General features: G+C 61.4%; 18 protein-coding genes. 10 read left to right on the top strand and 8 right to left on the bottom strand.

Annotated features, from left to right (window positions below; all coding sequences use genetic code 11):
• Window positions 1–83: 83 nt before the first annotated feature.
• The 6 genes from V5N13_RS00405 to V5N13_RS00380 all read left to right on the top strand — a co-directional run bounded on the left by V5N13_RS00405 (window position 84) and on the right by V5N13_RS00380 (window position 6,244).
• Window positions 84–746, top strand: a complete 663-nt coding sequence (locus tag V5N13_RS00405; RefSeq protein ID WP_332898844.1) for a helix-turn-helix domain-containing protein — start codon at window positions 84–86, stop codon at window positions 744–746.
• 93 nt (window positions 747–839) lie between these two features.
• Window positions 840–2,168: an ABC transporter substrate-binding protein gene (locus V5N13_RS00400; RefSeq protein WP_336359144.1), complete on the top strand. Its 1,329-nt coding sequence runs from the start codon at window positions 840–842 to the stop codon at window positions 2,166–2,168.
• Entirely contained in the window at window positions 2,165–3,076 is a 912-nt protein-coding gene (locus V5N13_RS00395) for a carbohydrate ABC transporter permease (protein ID WP_332898842.1), read from the top strand. The genes V5N13_RS00400 and V5N13_RS00395 overlap by 4 nt, the downstream gene beginning before the upstream one ends.
• Window positions 3,076–3,939: a carbohydrate ABC transporter permease gene (locus V5N13_RS00390; RefSeq protein WP_332898841.1), complete on the top strand. Its 864-nt coding sequence runs from the start codon at window positions 3,076–3,078 to the stop codon at window positions 3,937–3,939. Before V5N13_RS00395 ends, V5N13_RS00390 begins: the two co-directional genes overlap by 1 nt.
• Window positions 3,940–3,941: 2 nt before the next feature.
• The gene (locus tag V5N13_RS00385; RefSeq protein ID WP_336359143.1) at window positions 3,942–5,066 is read left to right on the top strand and encodes an ABC transporter ATP-binding protein; all 1,125 of its coding nucleotides are present in this window, start codon (window positions 3,942–3,944) and stop codon (window positions 5,064–5,066) included.
• Window positions 5,063–6,244, top strand: coding sequence for a CaiB/BaiF CoA transferase family protein (locus V5N13_RS00380; RefSeq protein WP_336359142.1), 1,182 nt, complete (start codon window positions 5,063–5,065; stop codon window positions 6,242–6,244). The genes V5N13_RS00385 and V5N13_RS00380 overlap by 4 nt, the downstream gene beginning before the upstream one ends.
• Here V5N13_RS00380 and V5N13_RS00375 read toward each other — a convergent pair.
• Window positions 6,237–7,310 (bottom strand): LeuA family protein, encoded by a 1,074-nt coding sequence (locus V5N13_RS00375; RefSeq protein ID WP_336359141.1) that lies wholly within the window; start codon window positions 7,308–7,310, stop codon window positions 6,237–6,239. The genes V5N13_RS00380 and V5N13_RS00375 overlap by 8 nt on opposite strands.
• 100 nt (window positions 7,311–7,410) lie before the next feature.
• On the opposite strand from V5N13_RS00375, the gene V5N13_RS00370 reads away from it, so the two are divergent.
• Together V5N13_RS00370 and V5N13_RS00365 are read left to right on the top strand one after the other, a co-directional pair.
• On the top strand, window positions 7,411–8,283 hold the full coding sequence (locus V5N13_RS00370) for a CbiX/SirB N-terminal domain-containing protein (RefSeq protein WP_336359140.1): 873 nt from the start codon (window positions 7,411–7,413) through the stop codon (window positions 8,281–8,283).
• Window positions 8,280–9,335 carry a DR2241 family protein gene (locus tag V5N13_RS00365; protein WP_336359139.1) on the top strand — a complete coding sequence of 352 codons (1,056 nt, stop codon included), beginning with the start codon at window positions 8,280–8,282 and terminating at the stop codon, window positions 9,333–9,335. Before V5N13_RS00370 ends, V5N13_RS00365 begins: the two co-directional genes overlap by 4 nt.
• Here the strand turns inward: V5N13_RS00365 and V5N13_RS00360 are convergent.
• From V5N13_RS00360 to V5N13_RS00345, 4 genes are all read right to left on the bottom strand, one after another.
• Window positions 9,332–9,538, bottom strand: coding sequence for a hypothetical protein (locus tag V5N13_RS00360; protein WP_332898835.1), 207 nt, complete (start codon window positions 9,536–9,538; stop codon window positions 9,332–9,334). The genes V5N13_RS00365 and V5N13_RS00360 overlap by 4 nt on opposite strands.
• Before the next feature lie 81 nt (window positions 9,539–9,619).
• Entirely contained in the window at window positions 9,620–10,186 is a 567-nt protein-coding gene (locus tag V5N13_RS00355) for a DUF7524 family protein (protein WP_336359138.1), read from the bottom strand.
• A gap of 33 nt (window positions 10,187–10,219) precedes the next feature.
• Window positions 10,220–10,414 (bottom strand): methytransferase partner Trm112, encoded by a 195-nt coding sequence (locus V5N13_RS00350; protein ID WP_336359137.1) that lies wholly within the window; start codon window positions 10,412–10,414, stop codon window positions 10,220–10,222.
• Window positions 10,415–10,484: 70 nt separating this feature from the next.
• Window positions 10,485–11,807: an adenylosuccinate synthase gene (locus V5N13_RS00345; RefSeq protein ID WP_336359136.1), complete on the bottom strand. Its 1,323-nt coding sequence runs from the start codon at window positions 11,805–11,807 to the stop codon at window positions 10,485–10,487.
• A 190-nt stretch (window positions 11,808–11,997) separates the two neighbouring features.
• Here V5N13_RS00345 and V5N13_RS00340 point away from each other — a divergent pair, with 190 nt between their 5' ends.
• Window positions 11,998–12,300: a hypothetical protein gene (locus V5N13_RS00340; RefSeq protein ID WP_336359135.1), complete on the top strand. Its 303-nt coding sequence runs from the start codon at window positions 11,998–12,000 to the stop codon at window positions 12,298–12,300.
• A gap of 80 nt (window positions 12,301–12,380) precedes the next feature.
• Here V5N13_RS00340 and V5N13_RS00335 read toward each other — a convergent pair whose 3' ends face one another.
• The 3 genes from V5N13_RS00335 to V5N13_RS00325 form a co-directional block, all read right to left on the bottom strand.
• A complete protein-coding gene (locus tag V5N13_RS00335; RefSeq protein WP_336359134.1) occupies window positions 12,381–14,447 on the bottom strand; it encodes a DUF7527 domain-containing protein in 2,067 nt (688 codons plus the stop codon).
• 83 nt (window positions 14,448–14,530) lie between these two features.
• On the bottom strand, window positions 14,531–14,809 hold the full coding sequence (locus tag V5N13_RS00330; protein WP_332898829.1) for a UPF0058 family protein: 279 nt from the start codon (window positions 14,807–14,809) through the stop codon (window positions 14,531–14,533).
• 64 nt (window positions 14,810–14,873) lie between these two features.
• Window positions 14,874–15,089 (bottom strand): DUF7120 family protein, encoded by a 216-nt coding sequence (locus V5N13_RS00325; RefSeq protein ID WP_332898828.1) that lies wholly within the window; start codon window positions 15,087–15,089, stop codon window positions 14,874–14,876.
• 206 nt (window positions 15,090–15,295) lie between these two features.
• Here V5N13_RS00325 and V5N13_RS00320 point away from each other — a divergent pair, with 206 nt between their 5' ends.
• Entirely contained in the window at window positions 15,296–15,892 is a 597-nt protein-coding gene (locus V5N13_RS00320) for a sulfite oxidase-like oxidoreductase (protein ID WP_336359133.1), read from the top strand.
• Window positions 15,893–15,900 lie beyond the last annotated feature (8 nt).

Below are 15,900 nucleotides of genomic sequence, written 5' to 3'. Positions count from 1 at the left end.
CTGTCTCGTTTCGGTCACGATGATTTAGTCGTTCGGTGGAAGCGATGCAAATACTCATTAGCAGAGAGATGAGAACACACCACATGCTTCGCGCGACCCTCTATCTCGACTTGCAGTGTGACTGTGTCCTGAGCGAAATCACGGGCGAGGGAGACGAGTCGTTCACCGTCACGCAAGAAGAAGTGTTGGACGACGAGTACATCACGTTCCTCATCGAAGCCGGTGAGCGAAGCGACCGTTTCGAAGCACGCCTTCGCGCAGACGAGATGGTGACCGAGGTAGAGCGCATCGGCACCTCCGGGTTGCTCGTCACCAAACGCTCGTGTGGCGCGTTGCCCATCATCCGCGAAAACCACGGAATGCTCCACGGGTTAGACCGCGTGAACGGCAACGAGCGTGTCTTCGACGTCATCGTGTTCCGACGCGAAGACCTGAAAGCCATCGTCACAGACCTCCGGAAAATCGGCAGCGTCAGACTCGGCCGCCTGACACCGGTCGATGACACCACCAGTTCGCTTTCGACGCGTCAAGAGGAGGTCATCAGAGCCGCCTTAGAACAGGGGTACTTCGACTGGCCCCGGCGCATCGACGCAGAGACACTTGCGGGGCAACTCGACATCACGCACACGACGTTGTTAGAACACCTGCGGAAAGCCGAGAAGAAACTCCTCACCGAAGCGCTCCACCAGGCGTCGACGCAGGTTGCCGTTGGCAATCCACCCGTCGCTCCCGGCCCATCTACGTGAGGCAGATAGCCCCCGTGTTTTTCCGGAAGCCTATTTAAAAGCCCTACATTTGTAGGACAAAGTCGTTCATGGTAGACCATGGTATTCCACACCATGGCTAACGAGGCAGGCAACCGACCAGCGAAGCACACCAGACGACGATTCTTACAGGGCACGGGCGCGACCGCATCCGCACTCGCCCTCGCCGGCTGTCTCGGCGGTGGCGGCGGCGGTGGAGACGGCGAGAGCACTACCGTTCGTTACCTCTCAGACCGCGGCGATTCGAAGGAAGTGATGGACTCGATTATCGCCGAGTTCGAAGACCAGAGCGACTACACCGTCGAGGTGACCTACACCTCGAAGGGGACGTCGACCGACCAAGAGATGCAGAAGATGGTGGCGGCGGGCAACCCACCGGACATCCTCTTTGACACCTCGACCGACGCCTACCGCCTTCAGCGAGACGGCGTCCTCGCCCCGCTCACAGACGCGGTGTCGAACAACGACCTCCCCGACCCCGTGAACGTAGACGGCGAGTCCTACTTCGCGGCGGCGATGGTCGAACCGCTGATGGGCTGGTACCGAAGCGACATTTACGACGGGAATCCAGAGACGTGGGAGAACTGGCAGGCAGAGGCACAGCGCGTCTCCGAAGAGGAGGACATGCAAGGGTACATCGTCCAGTCCGGCCAGACGAACAACGCCGACACGCAGATGACCCAGTACCTCTGGCAAAACGACGTCCAAATCTATTCTGGACCATCCGACAACATCGAGGTCACGGTGGACAAAGGCGACAACCGCGCCGCCGCCATCGAGACGTTCGAGTGGGTTCAGCAGATGGCAGAGTACTCGCCAAACGGCAGCGGCTGGGAGTGGGGCGATGCGATTGGCGCGCTCCAACAGGAGAACGCCGCCGCGGGCGTCTCTGTGGGTGGATTACCCATTCTCATCATGTCCAGCAACCGCCCGGATTTGGTCAAGAAGTTCAGCCCGATGCCGTTCCCCGTCCCACAGGGGAAAGCACAGGACAAGTGGTGGGCGTACATGGAGGGCCACCTCGTGCGAAACGACGGGCAGGCCACCGAAGGCGCCCAAGAGTTCGTGAAGTTCTTCAACCAATCCGAGAAGTTCTTCGACTTCGTGCTCTCTGCACCGCTGTTCCAGTTCCCGCCGAGCCGCGAACAACTCGACAGCGATGCGGTCAAAAACAACGAGACGCTGAACGAGTACCCCGAAGTCCTCGAACTCGTCAAGGACAACTGGGACGTGTTCACGTCCGTCCTCGCCACGGGCGACGAGGGTGCGCCGAACCTGCTCGCCGCAGACGGCTACGGCAATCAGGTGTTCGGACAGGCCGCAGACCAACTGCTCGTCGGCGGCAAATCTCCGGAGGAGACCGTCGATTGGCTCGCTGAAAAGCTCCGTAGTCTCAAGCGATGAGCGTCAGCCTGAAAAACCGCCTTCGACCCTCCGACTTAGACGGGAGTACGTGGCTGTTGCTCGTGTCGTTCGTCCCGCTGGTGGCGTTTTTCATCGTCGTCTGGGTCGTCCCGATAGCGTACGCCCTGGGGATGAGTTTGTTTCAGAATCCAGTGCGCAATCCGACGTTCGTCGGGCTTGGCAACTACATTTCACTGCTCACAGAGCCGACGTTCTGGGGCTTTCTCTGGAACAGCGTCGTCTACGCGATTGCGACGACAGGCCTCAGTCTCATCCTCGGCCTCGGGCTTGCGCTCGTCGTGAACCAGAAGATTCGCGGCGGTGCGGCCCTGCGGACGCTGATGATTTTCCCCTATCTGTTGCCCACGCTCGTGGTCATCTTCATGTGGAAATTCATCTTAGACCCGAACATCGGCGTGCTCAATCAGGTGCTCGAAAATGCGGGCTTCATCGACGAACCGATCGCCTTCTTCTCGACGCTGACGTGGGCGATGCCCGCCGTCGTCATCACGAGCGTTTGGAAGTTCGCCTCGTTCGCGTTTTTCATCCTGCTCGCGCGCTTGCAGGCAATCGACCCCGACCTGTACGAACGGGCGCGGGTCGAGGGCGCGACGACGTGGCAGGCGTTTCGCGACATCACGATGCCCCACCTCCGGGGAGCCATCCTCATCATCCTCCTCGTCCGGGGCATCTGGATGTTCAACAAGTTCGATATCATCTATCTCACCACCAGAGGCGGACCGCTCCAACAGACGACCACCCTCCCAATCAGGGTGTTCCAAATCGCGTTCAACGAGGTGAACTTCGGTGAGGCAACGGCGCTCGCGGGCATCATGTTCTTCCTGCTCGCGGCGGCCGCCATCGTCTACTTCCGCACGTTCGCGCCGGAAGCGGAGGTGGCTCACTGATGGCGACGGCTGATTCCAGTTGGTTCGACCACCGAACCCAACAGCGCCTCCAGCGAATCGCCCTCTACGTCACCGCCTTGCTCATCACGACGTTCGTCGTGGTGCCCGTCTACCTGATGGTGGTCATCGCCCTGCAGTCTCCGGCAGCCACCTTCGCAGGCGGTCAAGTGAACCTCATCCCGTCAGAGATTACAGCACGAAACTTCCTCGTCCTGCTCGACACGACGGAGACGGTTCGCTACTTCACGAACAGCCTCATCGTCACCGCGAGTTCGACGCTGCTCTCGACGGCGATTGCGATTGCTGCGGGCTACGGCCTCACCCGCTTCGAGTTCCGCGGCAAATCCATCGCGGCGCGTGCGGTGCTGTTCAGCTACATGTTCAGCCCCATCGTGCTCGCCATCCCGCTGTACGTGATCTTCTACAGTCTCGGGCTGTTGAACAGCTACTTCGCGCTCACACTCGCGCTCACTGCCATCTCCGCGCCGTTCACCATCTGGCTGATGTGGCAGTACTTCCAGACGGTGCCCCTCTCGCTTGAGGAGGCAGCATGGGTGCGCGGCGCGAGTCGGTTCCGGACGGTTTGGGACGTGGTTTTACCTGTTGCCCAGCCGGGCTACATCTCGGCGGCTATCTTCGCGTTCGCCGTCGCGTGGAACGATTTCACCATGGCGCGTATCGTCATGAGCAACGACGACATGTACACCATCAACGTCGGCGCGAGTCTGTTCTTAGACCGCGTCACCATCGGATGGGGCGAGACGATGGCCGTCTCGCTGCTCATCTCCATCCCCCCATTCCTCATCGCGCTGTTCCTCCAGCGATATCTGCTGCAGGGGTTCAGCGTCGGAGGGCTCGAATAACTATGGCACAATCCATTCGACTCGACACGGTTCGCAAAGAGTTCACAACACTCGGCAAGACGCACGTCGCGGTAGACGACATTTCACTGGAGATTCCCGCCGGTTCCTTCACGACGCTCGTCGGGCCTTCGGGGTGTGGGAAGACCACCACCCTGCGGATGCTCGCCGGGCTTGAGACACCCACCGCCGGGCGGATTCACTTCGGTGACGACGACGTGACCGACCTGCCCCCACAGAAACGCAACGTCTCGATGGTGTTCCAGTCCATCGCGCTCTACCCGCACATGAGCGTCCGCGAGAACATCGGCTACGGCCTCAAGATTCACGGCGTCCCGAAAGCAAAACGCGACGAGAAAATCGAGGAGGCCGCCCGTGTGCTCCAAATCGAAGAGCAGTTGGAGAAGATGCCCGCGGAACTCTCCGGGGGCCAACAACAGCGCGTCGCCCTCGGCGGCGCGTTCGTCCAAGACCCGGAGGTTTTGCTCTTGGACGAGCCGATGAGCGACTTAGACGCGAAACTCAAATCCGAGTTACGCGTCGAAATCCAGCGCCTCCACCAAGAGTTGGACACCACCATCGTCTACGTCACCCACGACCAGACGGAGGCGATGACCATGTCAGACCGCGTGGTGCTCCTGCGCGAGGGACACGTCGCGCAGTTCGACCCGCCGCGGACGCTGTTCCACCGGCCACAGTCCGAGTACGTGGCGAGCTTCATCGGCACGCCTTCGACCAACTTGCTCCGGTGTTCGGTCACGGACGCAGACGGCACTGCAACCGTCGAAGGCCACGGCATTCGCGTGCCCGTTGGCTCCCAGCTCGACGCCCATCTCGGCAACACGGTCACCCTCGGCATCCGCCCGCAGTACCTCAGCCCGAGCGCTGGTGACATCCGATTTACGGTGACCGCAGAGGTCGTCGAACCACTTGGCACGGAATCGGTGGTACACGGCAAAACCACGGATGGCACCCGCGTAGACGTAGTCTCGCCGGAAGTCGATGACGTGCAACCGGGTGACGAACTCACCGTGGGCTTCGACCGCGAGGACTGCTACATCTTCGGGGCAGACGGCGAGACGATTTGCTTCGGTGACGACCTCGCGGCAAACCAAACGCAGGTTCCATGAGCGACCGGCCACTCTCTGATGTGACCGTGCTCGAACTCGGGCACATCGTCGCCGGGCCGTTCTGCTCGCTCCTGCTCGCGGACATGGGCGCACGAGTCATCAAGGTCGAACACCCGAAGGGTGGCGACCTCGTGCGCGACTCATCGCCGCTTGGCAACAGTTCGTTCAACTACGTCAACCGGGACAAAGAGAGCATCACGCTCGACTTGAAAACCGACGACGGGCTCGACATCTTCCACCAACTGCTCGACGACGCAGACGTGGTGGTCGAGAACTTCAAGCCGGGCACCGCAGAGCGGCTCGGCGTCGGCTACGACTCGCTGAAAGAGCAGTACCCACGGCTCGTCTACTGTTCGATAAAGGGGTTCAACGAAGGCCCCTACGCCGACCATCCCGCCCTCGACCCGGTCGCAGAGGCGCTCTCGGGACTGATGAGCGTGACCGGCCATCCCGGCGAACCGCCCGTCCGGTCGGGGACGAGCGTCGCGGACATGGCCGCCTCGCTCTACGGCGCAATCGGCATCCTCGCCGCACTCCGCCAGCGCGAGGAGACCGGCGAGGGCCAGAAAGTGTCCGCGCCGCTGTTCGAGAGCACCGTTGCCCTCATGGGGTATTGGCTCTCGTTCACCCAAGCCTACAACGACGTGCCGGAACCGCTCGGCGCGGGCCACCCGAACTGGGCTCCTTACGACGTGTTCCGGAGCGCAGACGAGAAGTGGGTGTTCGTCGGGCCGTCAGGCGAACACCAGTGGCACGCCCTGTGCCGGGCGCTCGACCTCTCGCTACACGAAGACAGCCGCTTCGAGACGATTGCCGACCGCCGCGAGAACGTCGACGTGCTCACGGACTTGCTCGCCGTCGAACTCCGGCAGTTCGACCGCACAGAGATTGTGGACAAACTCCGCGAGGCGAGCGTTCCCGTCGCGCCCGTGAACAACATTCGCGAGGTCTGTGACGACCCACACCTCGCGGCGACGGACGCACTCACGACCGTGCACGTCGCAGAAGGCGACGGCGACAGCGTGAACGTGCCGCGCTCGCCCATCCGCTCGTCTGCGTTCTCGCCTATCGACTCGGAGGACCCGCCGACGCTCGGTGAACACACCGGCTCGATTCTCGCCAGTCTCGGCTATTCGAGCGCAGAAATCGACGCGCTCAGAGAACAGGGCGCTATCTGACCGCGCGGGCGAGCGAGAGCGCGTCGTCCAGTTCCACTTCTTCTCTCTCACCAAGCGTTTCGAGCAGCGCCGCCACCCGCTCGTCGGTCGGTTCGACGCCCGCGCGAGCGAGGAGTCGGCGGGCCGCGCCGCGCCCCGTATCGGGGCCGAACAGAAGGCGGCGTTCGCCACCAAACTCGGCGGGGTCAAACGGCTCGAACAGCGCCGGGTCGTCCAACATTGCGGCGGTGTGCAGGCCCGATTCGTGGGAGAAGACTTGGTCGCCGAGCAGTGGTTTCCAGTCGGACACGTCCTCGCCGAGCGCGTCGAGGACGGCGTGGGCGTGAGTGAGCAGATTCGCGGTGTCGATGTTCGATTCAACACTCTCTTCGCCAAGTAATCCGGCGACGACGAACTCCTCTGTCGGGACGTTTCCGGCGCGTTCACCGATGCCCGCGATTGACACGTCAACGCGGCCGATGCCTATGTCGGCGGCCGTGAGGGCGTTTGCGGTGGCGACGCCGATGTCGTCGTGGAAGTGGACGCCCACTCGCGAGAGGTCGGTGTCGAGGGCCGTGAGCGTTTCTTCGACGCCACGGGGCGTTCGCACGCCGACGGTGTCCGCGAGGGTGACGTACTCGGCATCGACGGCTTCGACGACGGTTGTGAGAAAGCCGAGGTCCGTGCGAAAGCCGTCCATCGCGGTGAAGTGGACGTCGAGGCCGGTGTCGTGGGCAACATCGAGCGCCTCGTGGACGGACGCGAGCAGGTCGTCGCGGGAGGTGCCGAGCATGAACTCGCGTTGGGCGTCGCTCGTCGGCGCAAACAGGTCGATGACGTCTACGCCCGCCTCGACAGTGGCTTCGATGTCGCCTTCAATGGCGCGGGCGATGCCGGTCGTTTTGGCGTCGCCGTCGTACCGGTCAGCGACGCGCTTCGTGCGGTCGTCTGCGACGGGAAAGCCGAGTTGGATGTAGTCTACGCCGAGAGCGTCGAGGTGGCGGGCGGCGGCGACCTTTTCATCGACCGAGAAGCGCCGACCGGGGCGTTGCTCTCCCTCGCGGAGGGTGACGTCGAGCAGTTTCATGGTGGAAAGAGGAATGCGACGACCAAACGATTTCGCCCTGCATGTGTGGGTTTCCGCGGGCGAAGCCGCTAAGGCCGACCTGTCCTAACGGACGATAATAATGAAGGCGCTCGTGATTGCCGCCCACGGCTCGCATCTGAACGCGGAGTCGAGCACCCCGACGTTCGCCCACGCAGACACGATTCGAGCAGCGGGCGTGTTCGACGAGGTGCGCGAAGCGTTCTGGAAAGAGGAGCCGTCGTTTCGTGAAGTCATTCGCACGCTGGAAAGCGACGAGGTGTATGTGGTCCCGCTGTTCATCAGCGAGGGCTACTTCACCGAACAGGTGATTCCCCGGGAGCTGCGCCTTTCGGGATGGGACGTGGCCGACTGGGGGTCTGATGGGCTGAGCGCGACGCACGTCACGCTCACGAGCGAGGATACTGGGAAGACGGTCCACTACTGCGGGCCGGTCGGCACTCACGAGTCGATGACCGACGTGATTATCCGGCGGGCGGAATCGGTGACGGCCGACCCCGAGGTCGGGCCGGGGTTCGGTCTCGCCGTCGTCGGCCACGGCACCGAGCGCAACGCGAACTCCGCGAAGGCGATTCACTACCACGCAGACCGCATCCGTGATTCAGGGCGGTTTGCGGAGGTCGAGGCGCTGTTCATGGACGAAGAGCCGGAGGTAGACGACGTGACCGACTACTTCGAATCGGCGGATATTGTTGTGGTTCCGCTGTTCATCGCAGACGGGTTTCACACCCAAGAGGACATCCCCGAAGACATGGGGCTCACCGACGACTATCGCACGGGCTACGACGTTCCAGCGACTGTCGAGGGCCACCGAATCTGGTACTCGGGCGCTGTTGGGACCGAACGCCTGATGGCGGACGTGATTCTCGAACGCGCTGCGGACGCGGGTGCACCGGTGGGTGACGCCATCGAAACCGTCCGCGAAGCGACCCGCGCCGTGGGAGGTGCGCGATGACCCACGCCCAGCGCGCCGCGCTCAGGGAAGCCGCCGCAGACGGCGTTTCCTGTGACGGCCTCGTCGTCTCGAAAACAGATGACGGCTACACGTTCGAAACCCCCGCGACGAGCCACGAGGGATTGAGCGAGGAAGCGTTCGACGCCGTCGCCACAGACCACCCGTGGCTCGTGTCGAACTGGGACTACTGGCAGAGTATCGACGACCCGGCCCGCCGCGAGTTTTTGCGTTATCTGGAACGTGCAGACGAGACGAGCGTGGCGATCCGCTTTGAGAGTCTCAGCGACGGCATCGAAACAGGATGGGGCGAACTCAGCATCATCGCGTCGATTTCGGGAGCAGGCGAGCGAACGTATCACGTGCGACACGTTGCGGATGTGGATACGGACGCTGAGGCGTTGACCACCTACACCGACCCGCTCTCAGCCCGCGACATTGCGAAACGCGACGCGGATGGGCGGTATCGACCGCTCAAAACCGCGCCGACGCTCGTCGGTGGCTGGGAGTTCGTCTCCCTCTCTGGGCGCGAGTTGCTCCAGACGGTCGATTTCTTCTACCCCGCGACGGTCGCAAACTGGTATCGAGAGCAGGAAGGCGAACTTGACGTGACACACTTCCGCGAGACCGCAGAGCGCCAGACCGGGATTTACGACATCATCGACGAGCTTCCGGCGGCAGCCGTCGAATGGGTGGCGGAAGCCTGCTGTGTGGATTCCCAATGCCTGAAGAGCCGCGAGTGGGACGAGGATGAAGAGACGCCCCTCTCCGTGCCGCGCGGTGAGGGCGAGTTCCCGTGCAGAGAGCCATGTTCACTGGTTGTGGCGGCGGCGCGAAAGTGGACAAAACTCGAACAGGAATCAGAGCAGACGTACGAGGTGACGCTGACTGAAAGCGAGTTTGAGCAGTTAGGAGAACTGGTCGAAGCGGTGGCGGAGGGGCGCGTAGATGAGATTCGAGAAGCGGACGTGTCCGATGGTGCAAATCGGTATCGGGCGCGCTACCTGCGGGCAAAGCGGATGGCAGACGGGCGATTCGAGCGCACGGAGCGCTAGCGGAGTTTCCGGAACAGCGGCCAGAACGGCAGCGCAAGCGTCACGGCGACGGCCAGTATGAGTGGCATGAACGAGCCGCCAGTGACATCGGTTCGACTATCGACGATGAGCAGGCCCACGAGGCAAGCGAACAGGTACAGCCACGCTAACACCGCCTTTGACTTCACCCGGTCTGTGAACGGCTTGCGCCACGCACCAAACATGCCAGCGTTCTACCACAGCAGCGCTAATAAGTCTCAGTCAGACGAGCGTAGGACGGTTTATATACTTCAGATTGTGTGAAATTACGAAAGTGTAAAATAAACTGAGACGAGGACGCCCGCGAGCACCGCGAGCACGCCAAACAAGAAGACGGTGCTGTTTGCGGTGACCAACGCGACGAGCGCGAGGACGAGCGCGGCGACGCCGAGTACTAACACTGGCACATCTTTCGCCTCAAGCGTGAAGTCCTCGAACAGCCCACCGGAGGGCTCGGGATTCGGAACCGGTTTGCCGAGCGATTCATCGACTTCGACCGGCTGTTTTTCGACGGTTGGCTCGGCAATATTCACGTCGATGAACTTCGTCTCCGCGCCGTAGGCAGAGACGACTTTGAGCTTCCCGCGAACCGGCCGCTTGCCGTCGAACACGGAGATGCGAACCGGCCGGGTGGATGCGGATTTGACGTGGTGATTTCCCGCCTCGAGGGTGGCCACTTCGGAGAGCGCATCGTCTAAGTGAAGGTGGACGTGTACCGGCTCGCCGTGATTGACGAGATTGACGGTGAACGACTCCCCCGTCTCAAAAGAGTCCGGTGTCTCAAGTGCGTGGAGTCGACCGCGGTTGACGTGCACGGGAAGCGTATCGGACACGTCAGACAAGTCTACGGGACAGTAGAAAAAGGTTCAGGCTGCAATGTCCTCCCGCATGTCCGGCGGGAGGAGGTTGGGGATGCCGTCCTCGATGGGGAACGTCTCGCCACACTCGGTGCAGACGAGCGTCCCGGAGAGGACTTCGTCGTCGTCGCGTTCGTCAACCTCTAGTTCGAGGTCGCTCTTGTCCATCGGACAGCAGAGAATGTCCATCAGCGATTCCTTCATCGAAGCTCACCCGTGGTCATAGTGAAAGTGTGGGAAGGTATCGCTAAAAGCGTGACGGGTCTGCTCCCGTCTATTCGAGCGGGTTCTCTAAGATGACCGTCTGGTCACGGTCTGGACCCATGCCGACGGCGAAGATGTCGGTGTCGAGTTCGTCGCTGATGTATTCGAGGTACGTTTGGGCGTTGTCCGGGATCGCGTCCCAGCCGTCTTCTGCGACGGCGGTCCAGTCAACGTCCTCCCAGCCTTCGAACTCCTTGTAGGTCGGCTCACAGCGCGCCCACTGTTCGGTGGTCGGTGGGACGGTGAAGATTTCTTCTCCGTCGAGGGTGTAGGAGTGGCCGACTTTCAGGTCGCCGAGTCCGGCGAGCACGTCGATGTGGTTGATGGCGAGGCCGGTAAAGCCGCTCGCGCGCTCTGCGTGGCGGAGCATCGGCATGTCGAGCCAGCCAATGCGGCGTGGGCGGCCGGTGACAGTGCCGAACTCGCCGCCTTTCTCTCGGATCTGGTCTGCGAGCGGTTTCATGTCGCCGTCGAGTTCGGTCGGGAGTGGTCCCGTGCCGACCCGGGAGAGGTAGGATTTGACGATTCCGACGACGTCGCCTTTGCCGACAATCGTGGGGGCAACGCCCGTGCCGACGGCCGCGCCGCCGGAGGTTGGGTTCGAGGAGGTGACGTACGGGTAGATACCGTGGTCGATGTCGATGGAGGTGCCCTGTGCGCCCTCAAACATGACGTTCTTCCCGTCTTTGATGGCGTTCGTGAGGAACTCGCCTGCGTTCACGGTCATTTCGCCTTCTGCGAGGCGCTCGCCGAAGCGTTTGTACTGCTCGAAGAGGGCGTCAACGTCGAACTCGTCGCCGACTTCGACGCCGAACACGTCTTCTGCGAGGGCGCGTTTTTGGGGAACGACGTATTCGAGACGCTCGCGGAGGACTTCGGGGTCGAGCAGGTCGCCGATGCGAATGCCGCGGCGACCGGCTTTGTCCTCGTAGGTCGGGCCGATGCCGCGGCCCGTGGTACCGGCGTCCAAGTCGGAGTCGGACTTTGCCGTCTCCTCGATGCCGTCTAGCACTTTGTGGTACGGGAGGATGACGTGGGCGCGCTCTGCGACGCGCACGTCCGGCGAGAGGCCGCGCTCTGCGAGCGCGTCAATCTCCGAGAACAGGGTTTCTGGATTCACGACACAGCCGTTGCCGAGGACGCCGATTTTGCCCCGGACGGCCCCGCTCGGAACGAGCGAGAGTTTGTATTCTTCGCCGTCGTGGACGACGGTGTGGCCTGCGTTGTCGCCGCCCTGGTAGCGGGCAACGATGTCGGCATTGTCGCCCCAGAGGTCGACGACGCCGCCTTTGCCCTCGTCGCCGAGCTGCGAACCGACGATGGTTACGGTCATACGCGGCAGTTCCTGTTACCGGGGTAAACCGATTACGAAATTGGCGACGGAATAAACTCACCACGCGTGTCATGTTCTATCGCAAGCCGAAGCGTTAATTAATGCCACACGCGAAGTCCGAATCTACCATTCTATTCGGGGTATGGCGACAGCAACCTTTAAAAGCTTCAAACACAAGTTAACAAATGCCATGATAGACCGACTTGAGAAGGAAGTCGATATGCTGGAACGTCACCTTCAAGTCCTGAAGATGGTCATCGAAAACGAGCCCATCGGGATCGTGAAGATGTCCAACGAAACCGGCTACCCGCACCACAAAGTACGCTACTCCCTCCGCGTGCTCGAAGAGGAGAACCTCATCGAGCCATCGAGCCAAGGTGCAATCACCACCGACCGAACCAAAGAGTTCGTTTCCGAACTCGACGGCAAGGTCGACCAGATCATCGAAAAGCTCGAAGGAATGAAAATCGAAGGCGCGACCGAACTCGCATAATCGTTCTTCGCTAGCTACCTCAAATACCGTCTGCAACGCGCAGACGCCTCTCTTTCGTTTAGTTACCTCATTGAACGTCCCTACAGCTCAGGGACGTTCATATAGAACTCGCCGCCGCGAGCTTCGACGAGACACAGGTGATAGCCCTGCTTGCGCGAGAGCTTCACGAAGCTTTTTCGCTTATCCCGACTGAGCAGGCCACCGCCCGCGGCATCGACGGCCGTTTCGAGCGCCTCTGGCTCGTAAAAGCTCGTCGTGACGAAGAAGGCAGAGCTCAGACTGTTCGAGGTCTCTGCGACGCGCGTGCTTTGTTTGACGAGCGAGGCGAGCATCGATTCGGTGGCCGGGCCGCGCGAGTCGTTGAAGTTTGCGACCACGAGCGGGTTGCCCATCCGGTCGCGCAACACCACGTCAAATCTGAGTTGTTCGCGGTGTTCCTCGCCGTTCTCTATGTATTTGACGCCGACGTTCGCGTTCAGCTCTGCGCGGTCGATTTTCGGAATCGCCTCGTAGAGTTCGCCAAGCGAGTTCGTGTTTCGCGTGTCCGCAATCTCGAACAACAGCGTCTGAATCGTCCACGCAACGAAGCGATACTCGACGGTGTTCGTGAGAAACGTCTCGAACTGCTCGCCGTTTACGGCAACCGAGGACGAATCGAACTGCGTGTGGTGTTCGATACGGAGATTCTCGATGACCTCGTCTGGCTTCGCCTCGCCGTGGAAGGCTTTTTCGAGCGTTGCCTTCCCCTTCGTGTGATAGCGGATGAAAAGATTCGTGCCGTCTAAGGCGTCCGCGGGCGAGAGGGTCTGTTCGCGGCCAACGGCCGCCCCACTCGCTTCGGCCTGTGAGAGCAGGTCTTCGAGGCGCTCTACCTCCGCTTCGAGACGCTCGACTTCGGCTGCGAGGTCGTCGCGCTCTGCGCGCAGGTCATCTCGTTCCGTGTTGGCCTGTTCGAGTTGTGCTTTGAGGCGCGTCACCTCGTTTTTCTGGTTTTGCAGGTCGGCTTTGAGCTCTTCGAGTTCGGGAGCCGGTTGTTTCGGAGTCGACTGCTTCGGCGGGGCGTTTGGCGTGCCCGTCGCCCGCTCTGATACCGATTCGCGGACGCGAGAGCGCTCAGGCGCGCGTTGCTCGTCCGGGCTGGACGCCGTGTCGATGCGCGCGCTCGACTCTTCTGTCTTCGCCGGGTCAAGCGACGGAATCGACCGCGTTTCGAGTGCCTTCGCGCTCAGGCTCGACGCGCTCGGGGCGCGGCTGACCTCTGCGGGCTTTCGGTCTTCAGACCTCGGCAGTCTCGACGACGGTTGGGTCGCTGGCTCTGCGGGCGGGTCTGGAGCCGGATCGGTCTCTGATTCGGGCGCTGGCTCCGATTCAGGCTCCGGCGCTGGTTCCGGTTCGGTGTCCGTGTGACCCTCAACTGACTCAGCCCCACCGTTTGCCATGGCTGGCTCCGACGGGGCATCCTCAACAGCACTGTCGGGGTCTTCCACTGGCTCGTCGGCTTCGAACTCGGGTTCTGGTTCCGGTTCTGGTTCCGGTTCTGGTTCCGGTTCGGATACTTCTTCGACTTCTGGCTCAGCGACCGGCTCCGGTTCTGGCTCCGGCTCGGAAGGCTCTGGCAAGTCGATGATGTCGATGTCAACCGCGTTCACCGAATAAATCCCGACTTCGTCCGCCGCGCGGTCGAACGCTTCGTCGTCCGTGAGCATCCGGCCGCTGTTGCCGACGAAGGCGATGCTCTTTGCGCGCCCGGCGTAGTAGACAACGTAGTAGTCGCCAGAGAGCACGTTCTCAGACAGCTCGATGTAGCCGCTGAAGTTGCCGCTCGTGAGCTGGTCGTCGACCTCACGAAGCGGCGTGTCGTTCGTATAGTACTTCGCGCGAGTCTCACCGTCTGCTTGTTGCATGAACAACAGCAGGGGGAGCGACGAGTGGGGGGCGGCGTACGCCGTGCCGGTTGCGTCTTCGAACGCCGCAATATCACCGTCTGCGATGCCGACGACGCGGCCGTTCAGCATGAAGAGCCACGCGCCGCCTGCAGATACCGCGCCGGAGAACGCCTCGTCGGCGAGCGTATGCAGGCCTCGGTAGCCTTCTGCGAACGACCGAGCGTCCCACGCCTGGATTCGCTCGACCGTAGTTTGGTCCATAGTCACAAAAGCAAGAATAACGGCAAATACTTTCCGCACGACTCATCAGATTCTGGAAAGAAAGGTGAGAGAGGCCGACGTAGTTAGAGTTTGGACTCAGCGTCTTCTGCAAGCTCTTGCATCCGCTTTCCTATCCGGCCTGCGTTCGAGAACTCGTCTTCGCTCATGGCGCTTGCAAGCGCGTTGCCAAGCACGAAGACGGCGTGTTTGTGCTCGCTTTTTGACTTGTGGACATCGGCTGGCGTGACGTCGAGTTGGTAATACGGGTCAAAGAGGGTCGCATCAACGCCCGAGATTTCCGAGTAGTTCTCCATGATAGTCACCATCTGCTCGTGCAGCTGGAGAAGTTCATCTTTGTGCATTAGCGTGTGTTTAGCAAGAACGCCGCTTAAGAATTTCTGACAACTGGTACCACAATTCGCCGGGTTAGAAGACGTACTCGTCTTCGTGACCCATCATCCCGTCGTCTTCGAACCCACCCATAGGCTCGTCGTCCATCGGCCCACTCGTCTTGTACGCCTTGAGCCCGGCTGAGATGAGTTGCTGGACGGCTTCTTCGCGGTTCAGGAATTCGCCGCTCTCTACCATCTGCGTAATCTGCATCTCGAGGTGCTCGGGGATTGTTAGCTCAACTTTGGGCATCGGAATAGTCGCCGCTTCGTGGGAGCCGTATTTAACTCTGACGGGGAGTGCGATTCGCGCTACGTGAAGACATGTGACTCACTTTCCACGCACCAGCGTGCCAGCAGAGGCGAGCTGTGAGCCGCGCGGTGGCGGGAGTGCGGAAAAGTCGCCACTGCAAAAACCGGTTCGACAACCCTTACGACTTTCCGACACGTAGCTCTGATATGAGCAAGCGAGACGTGACGGATGTCTACACAGAGTTCGGTGAAAAACGCCTGCCACCGGGACAGCGAGAGACGTCTCGGTTCCCTGTTCTCTCGAAGGGCGGGACGCCGAAGTGGAACAAAGAAACGTGGAAATTCGAGGTGTGGGGTGCCGTCGAGAATCCACTCACGCTCTCGTGGGAGGAGTTCACCGACCTGCCGAGTGAGACACAGGTACAGGACTTTCATTGTGTCACCGGCTGGAGCAAACTCGACTGTACGTGGACGGGTGTGACGTTCCCGACGCTCGCAGAACACGCACAGGTACGCGACGACGCCACCCACGTCATGTTCTACGGGATGGACGACTATTCGACTGACCTCCCGCTCGCAGAGTGCATGCGTGACGAGATGTTGTTCACGTGGGAGTACGAGGGCGAACCCCTCGAACCCGACCACGGCGGCCCGCTGCGCGTCGTGATGCCCCACCGCTACGCCTACAAGGGCGCAAAGTGGGTCACTGGCGTCGAGTTCCTCACCGAACCCGAGCGCGGCTACTGGGAGAAACGCGGCTACTCGCAGACGGCGAATCCGTGGAACGAGGAACGCTATAGTTAGGCTAAATA

Origin of the sequence: Haladaptatus sp. ZSTT2, assembly GCF_037081775.1 — an archaeon.
Taxonomy (GTDB): domain Archaea; phylum Halobacteriota; class Halobacteria; order Halobacteriales; family Halococcaceae; genus QDMS2.
The sequence above is the reverse complement of the archived record's forward strand: the minus strand, read 5'-3'. Positions and strand labels throughout refer to the sequence as shown.

Excerpts from the sequence above, each read along its gene's own strand:
- V5N13_RS00405 (WP_332898844.1), top strand. The coding sequence starts at position 84 with ATGCTTCGCGCGACCCTCTATCTCGACTTGCAGTGTGACTGTGTCCTG.
- V5N13_RS00400 (WP_336359144.1), top strand. The coding sequence starts at position 840 with ATGGCTAACGAGGCAGGCAACCGACCAGCGAAGCACACCAGACGACGA.
- V5N13_RS00395 (WP_332898842.1), top strand. The coding sequence starts at position 2,165 with ATGAGCGTCAGCCTGAAAAACCGCCTTCGACCCTCCGACTTAGACGGG.
- V5N13_RS00390 (WP_332898841.1), top strand. The coding sequence starts at position 3,076 with ATGGCGACGGCTGATTCCAGTTGGTTCGACCACCGAACCCAACAGCGC.
- V5N13_RS00385 (WP_336359143.1), top strand. The coding sequence starts at position 3,942 with ATGGCACAATCCATTCGACTCGACACGGTTCGCAAAGAGTTCACAACA.
- V5N13_RS00380 (WP_336359142.1), top strand. The coding sequence starts at position 5,063 with ATGAGCGACCGGCCACTCTCTGATGTGACCGTGCTCGAACTCGGGCAC.
- V5N13_RS00375 (WP_336359141.1), bottom strand. The coding sequence starts at position 7,310 with ATGAAACTGCTCGACGTCACCCTCCGCGAGGGAGAGCAACGCCCCGGT.
- V5N13_RS00370 (WP_336359140.1), top strand. The coding sequence starts at position 7,411 with ATGAAGGCGCTCGTGATTGCCGCCCACGGCTCGCATCTGAACGCGGAG.
- V5N13_RS00365 (WP_336359139.1), top strand. The coding sequence starts at position 8,280 with ATGACCCACGCCCAGCGCGCCGCGCTCAGGGAAGCCGCCGCAGACGGC.
- V5N13_RS00360 (WP_332898835.1), bottom strand. The coding sequence starts at position 9,538 with ATGTTTGGTGCGTGGCGCAAGCCGTTCACAGACCGGGTGAAGTCAAAG.
- V5N13_RS00350 (WP_336359137.1), bottom strand. The coding sequence starts at position 10,414 with ATGAAGGAATCGCTGATGGACATTCTCTGCTGTCCGATGGACAAGAGC.
- V5N13_RS00345 (WP_336359136.1), bottom strand. The coding sequence starts at position 11,807 with ATGACCGTAACCATCGTCGGTTCGCAGCTCGGCGACGAGGGCAAAGGC.
- V5N13_RS00340 (WP_336359135.1), top strand. The coding sequence starts at position 11,998 with ATGATAGACCGACTTGAGAAGGAAGTCGATATGCTGGAACGTCACCTT.
- V5N13_RS00335 (WP_336359134.1), bottom strand. The coding sequence starts at position 14,447 with ATGGACCAAACTACGGTCGAGCGAATCCAGGCGTGGGACGCTCGGTCG.
- V5N13_RS00330 (WP_332898829.1), bottom strand. The coding sequence starts at position 14,809 with ATGCACAAAGATGAACTTCTCCAGCTGCACGAGCAGATGGTGACTATC.
- V5N13_RS00325 (WP_332898828.1), bottom strand. The coding sequence starts at position 15,089 with ATGCCCAAAGTTGAGCTAACAATCCCCGAGCACCTCGAGATGCAGATT.
- V5N13_RS00320 (WP_336359133.1), top strand. The coding sequence starts at position 15,296 with ATGAGCAAGCGAGACGTGACGGATGTCTACACAGAGTTCGGTGAAAAA.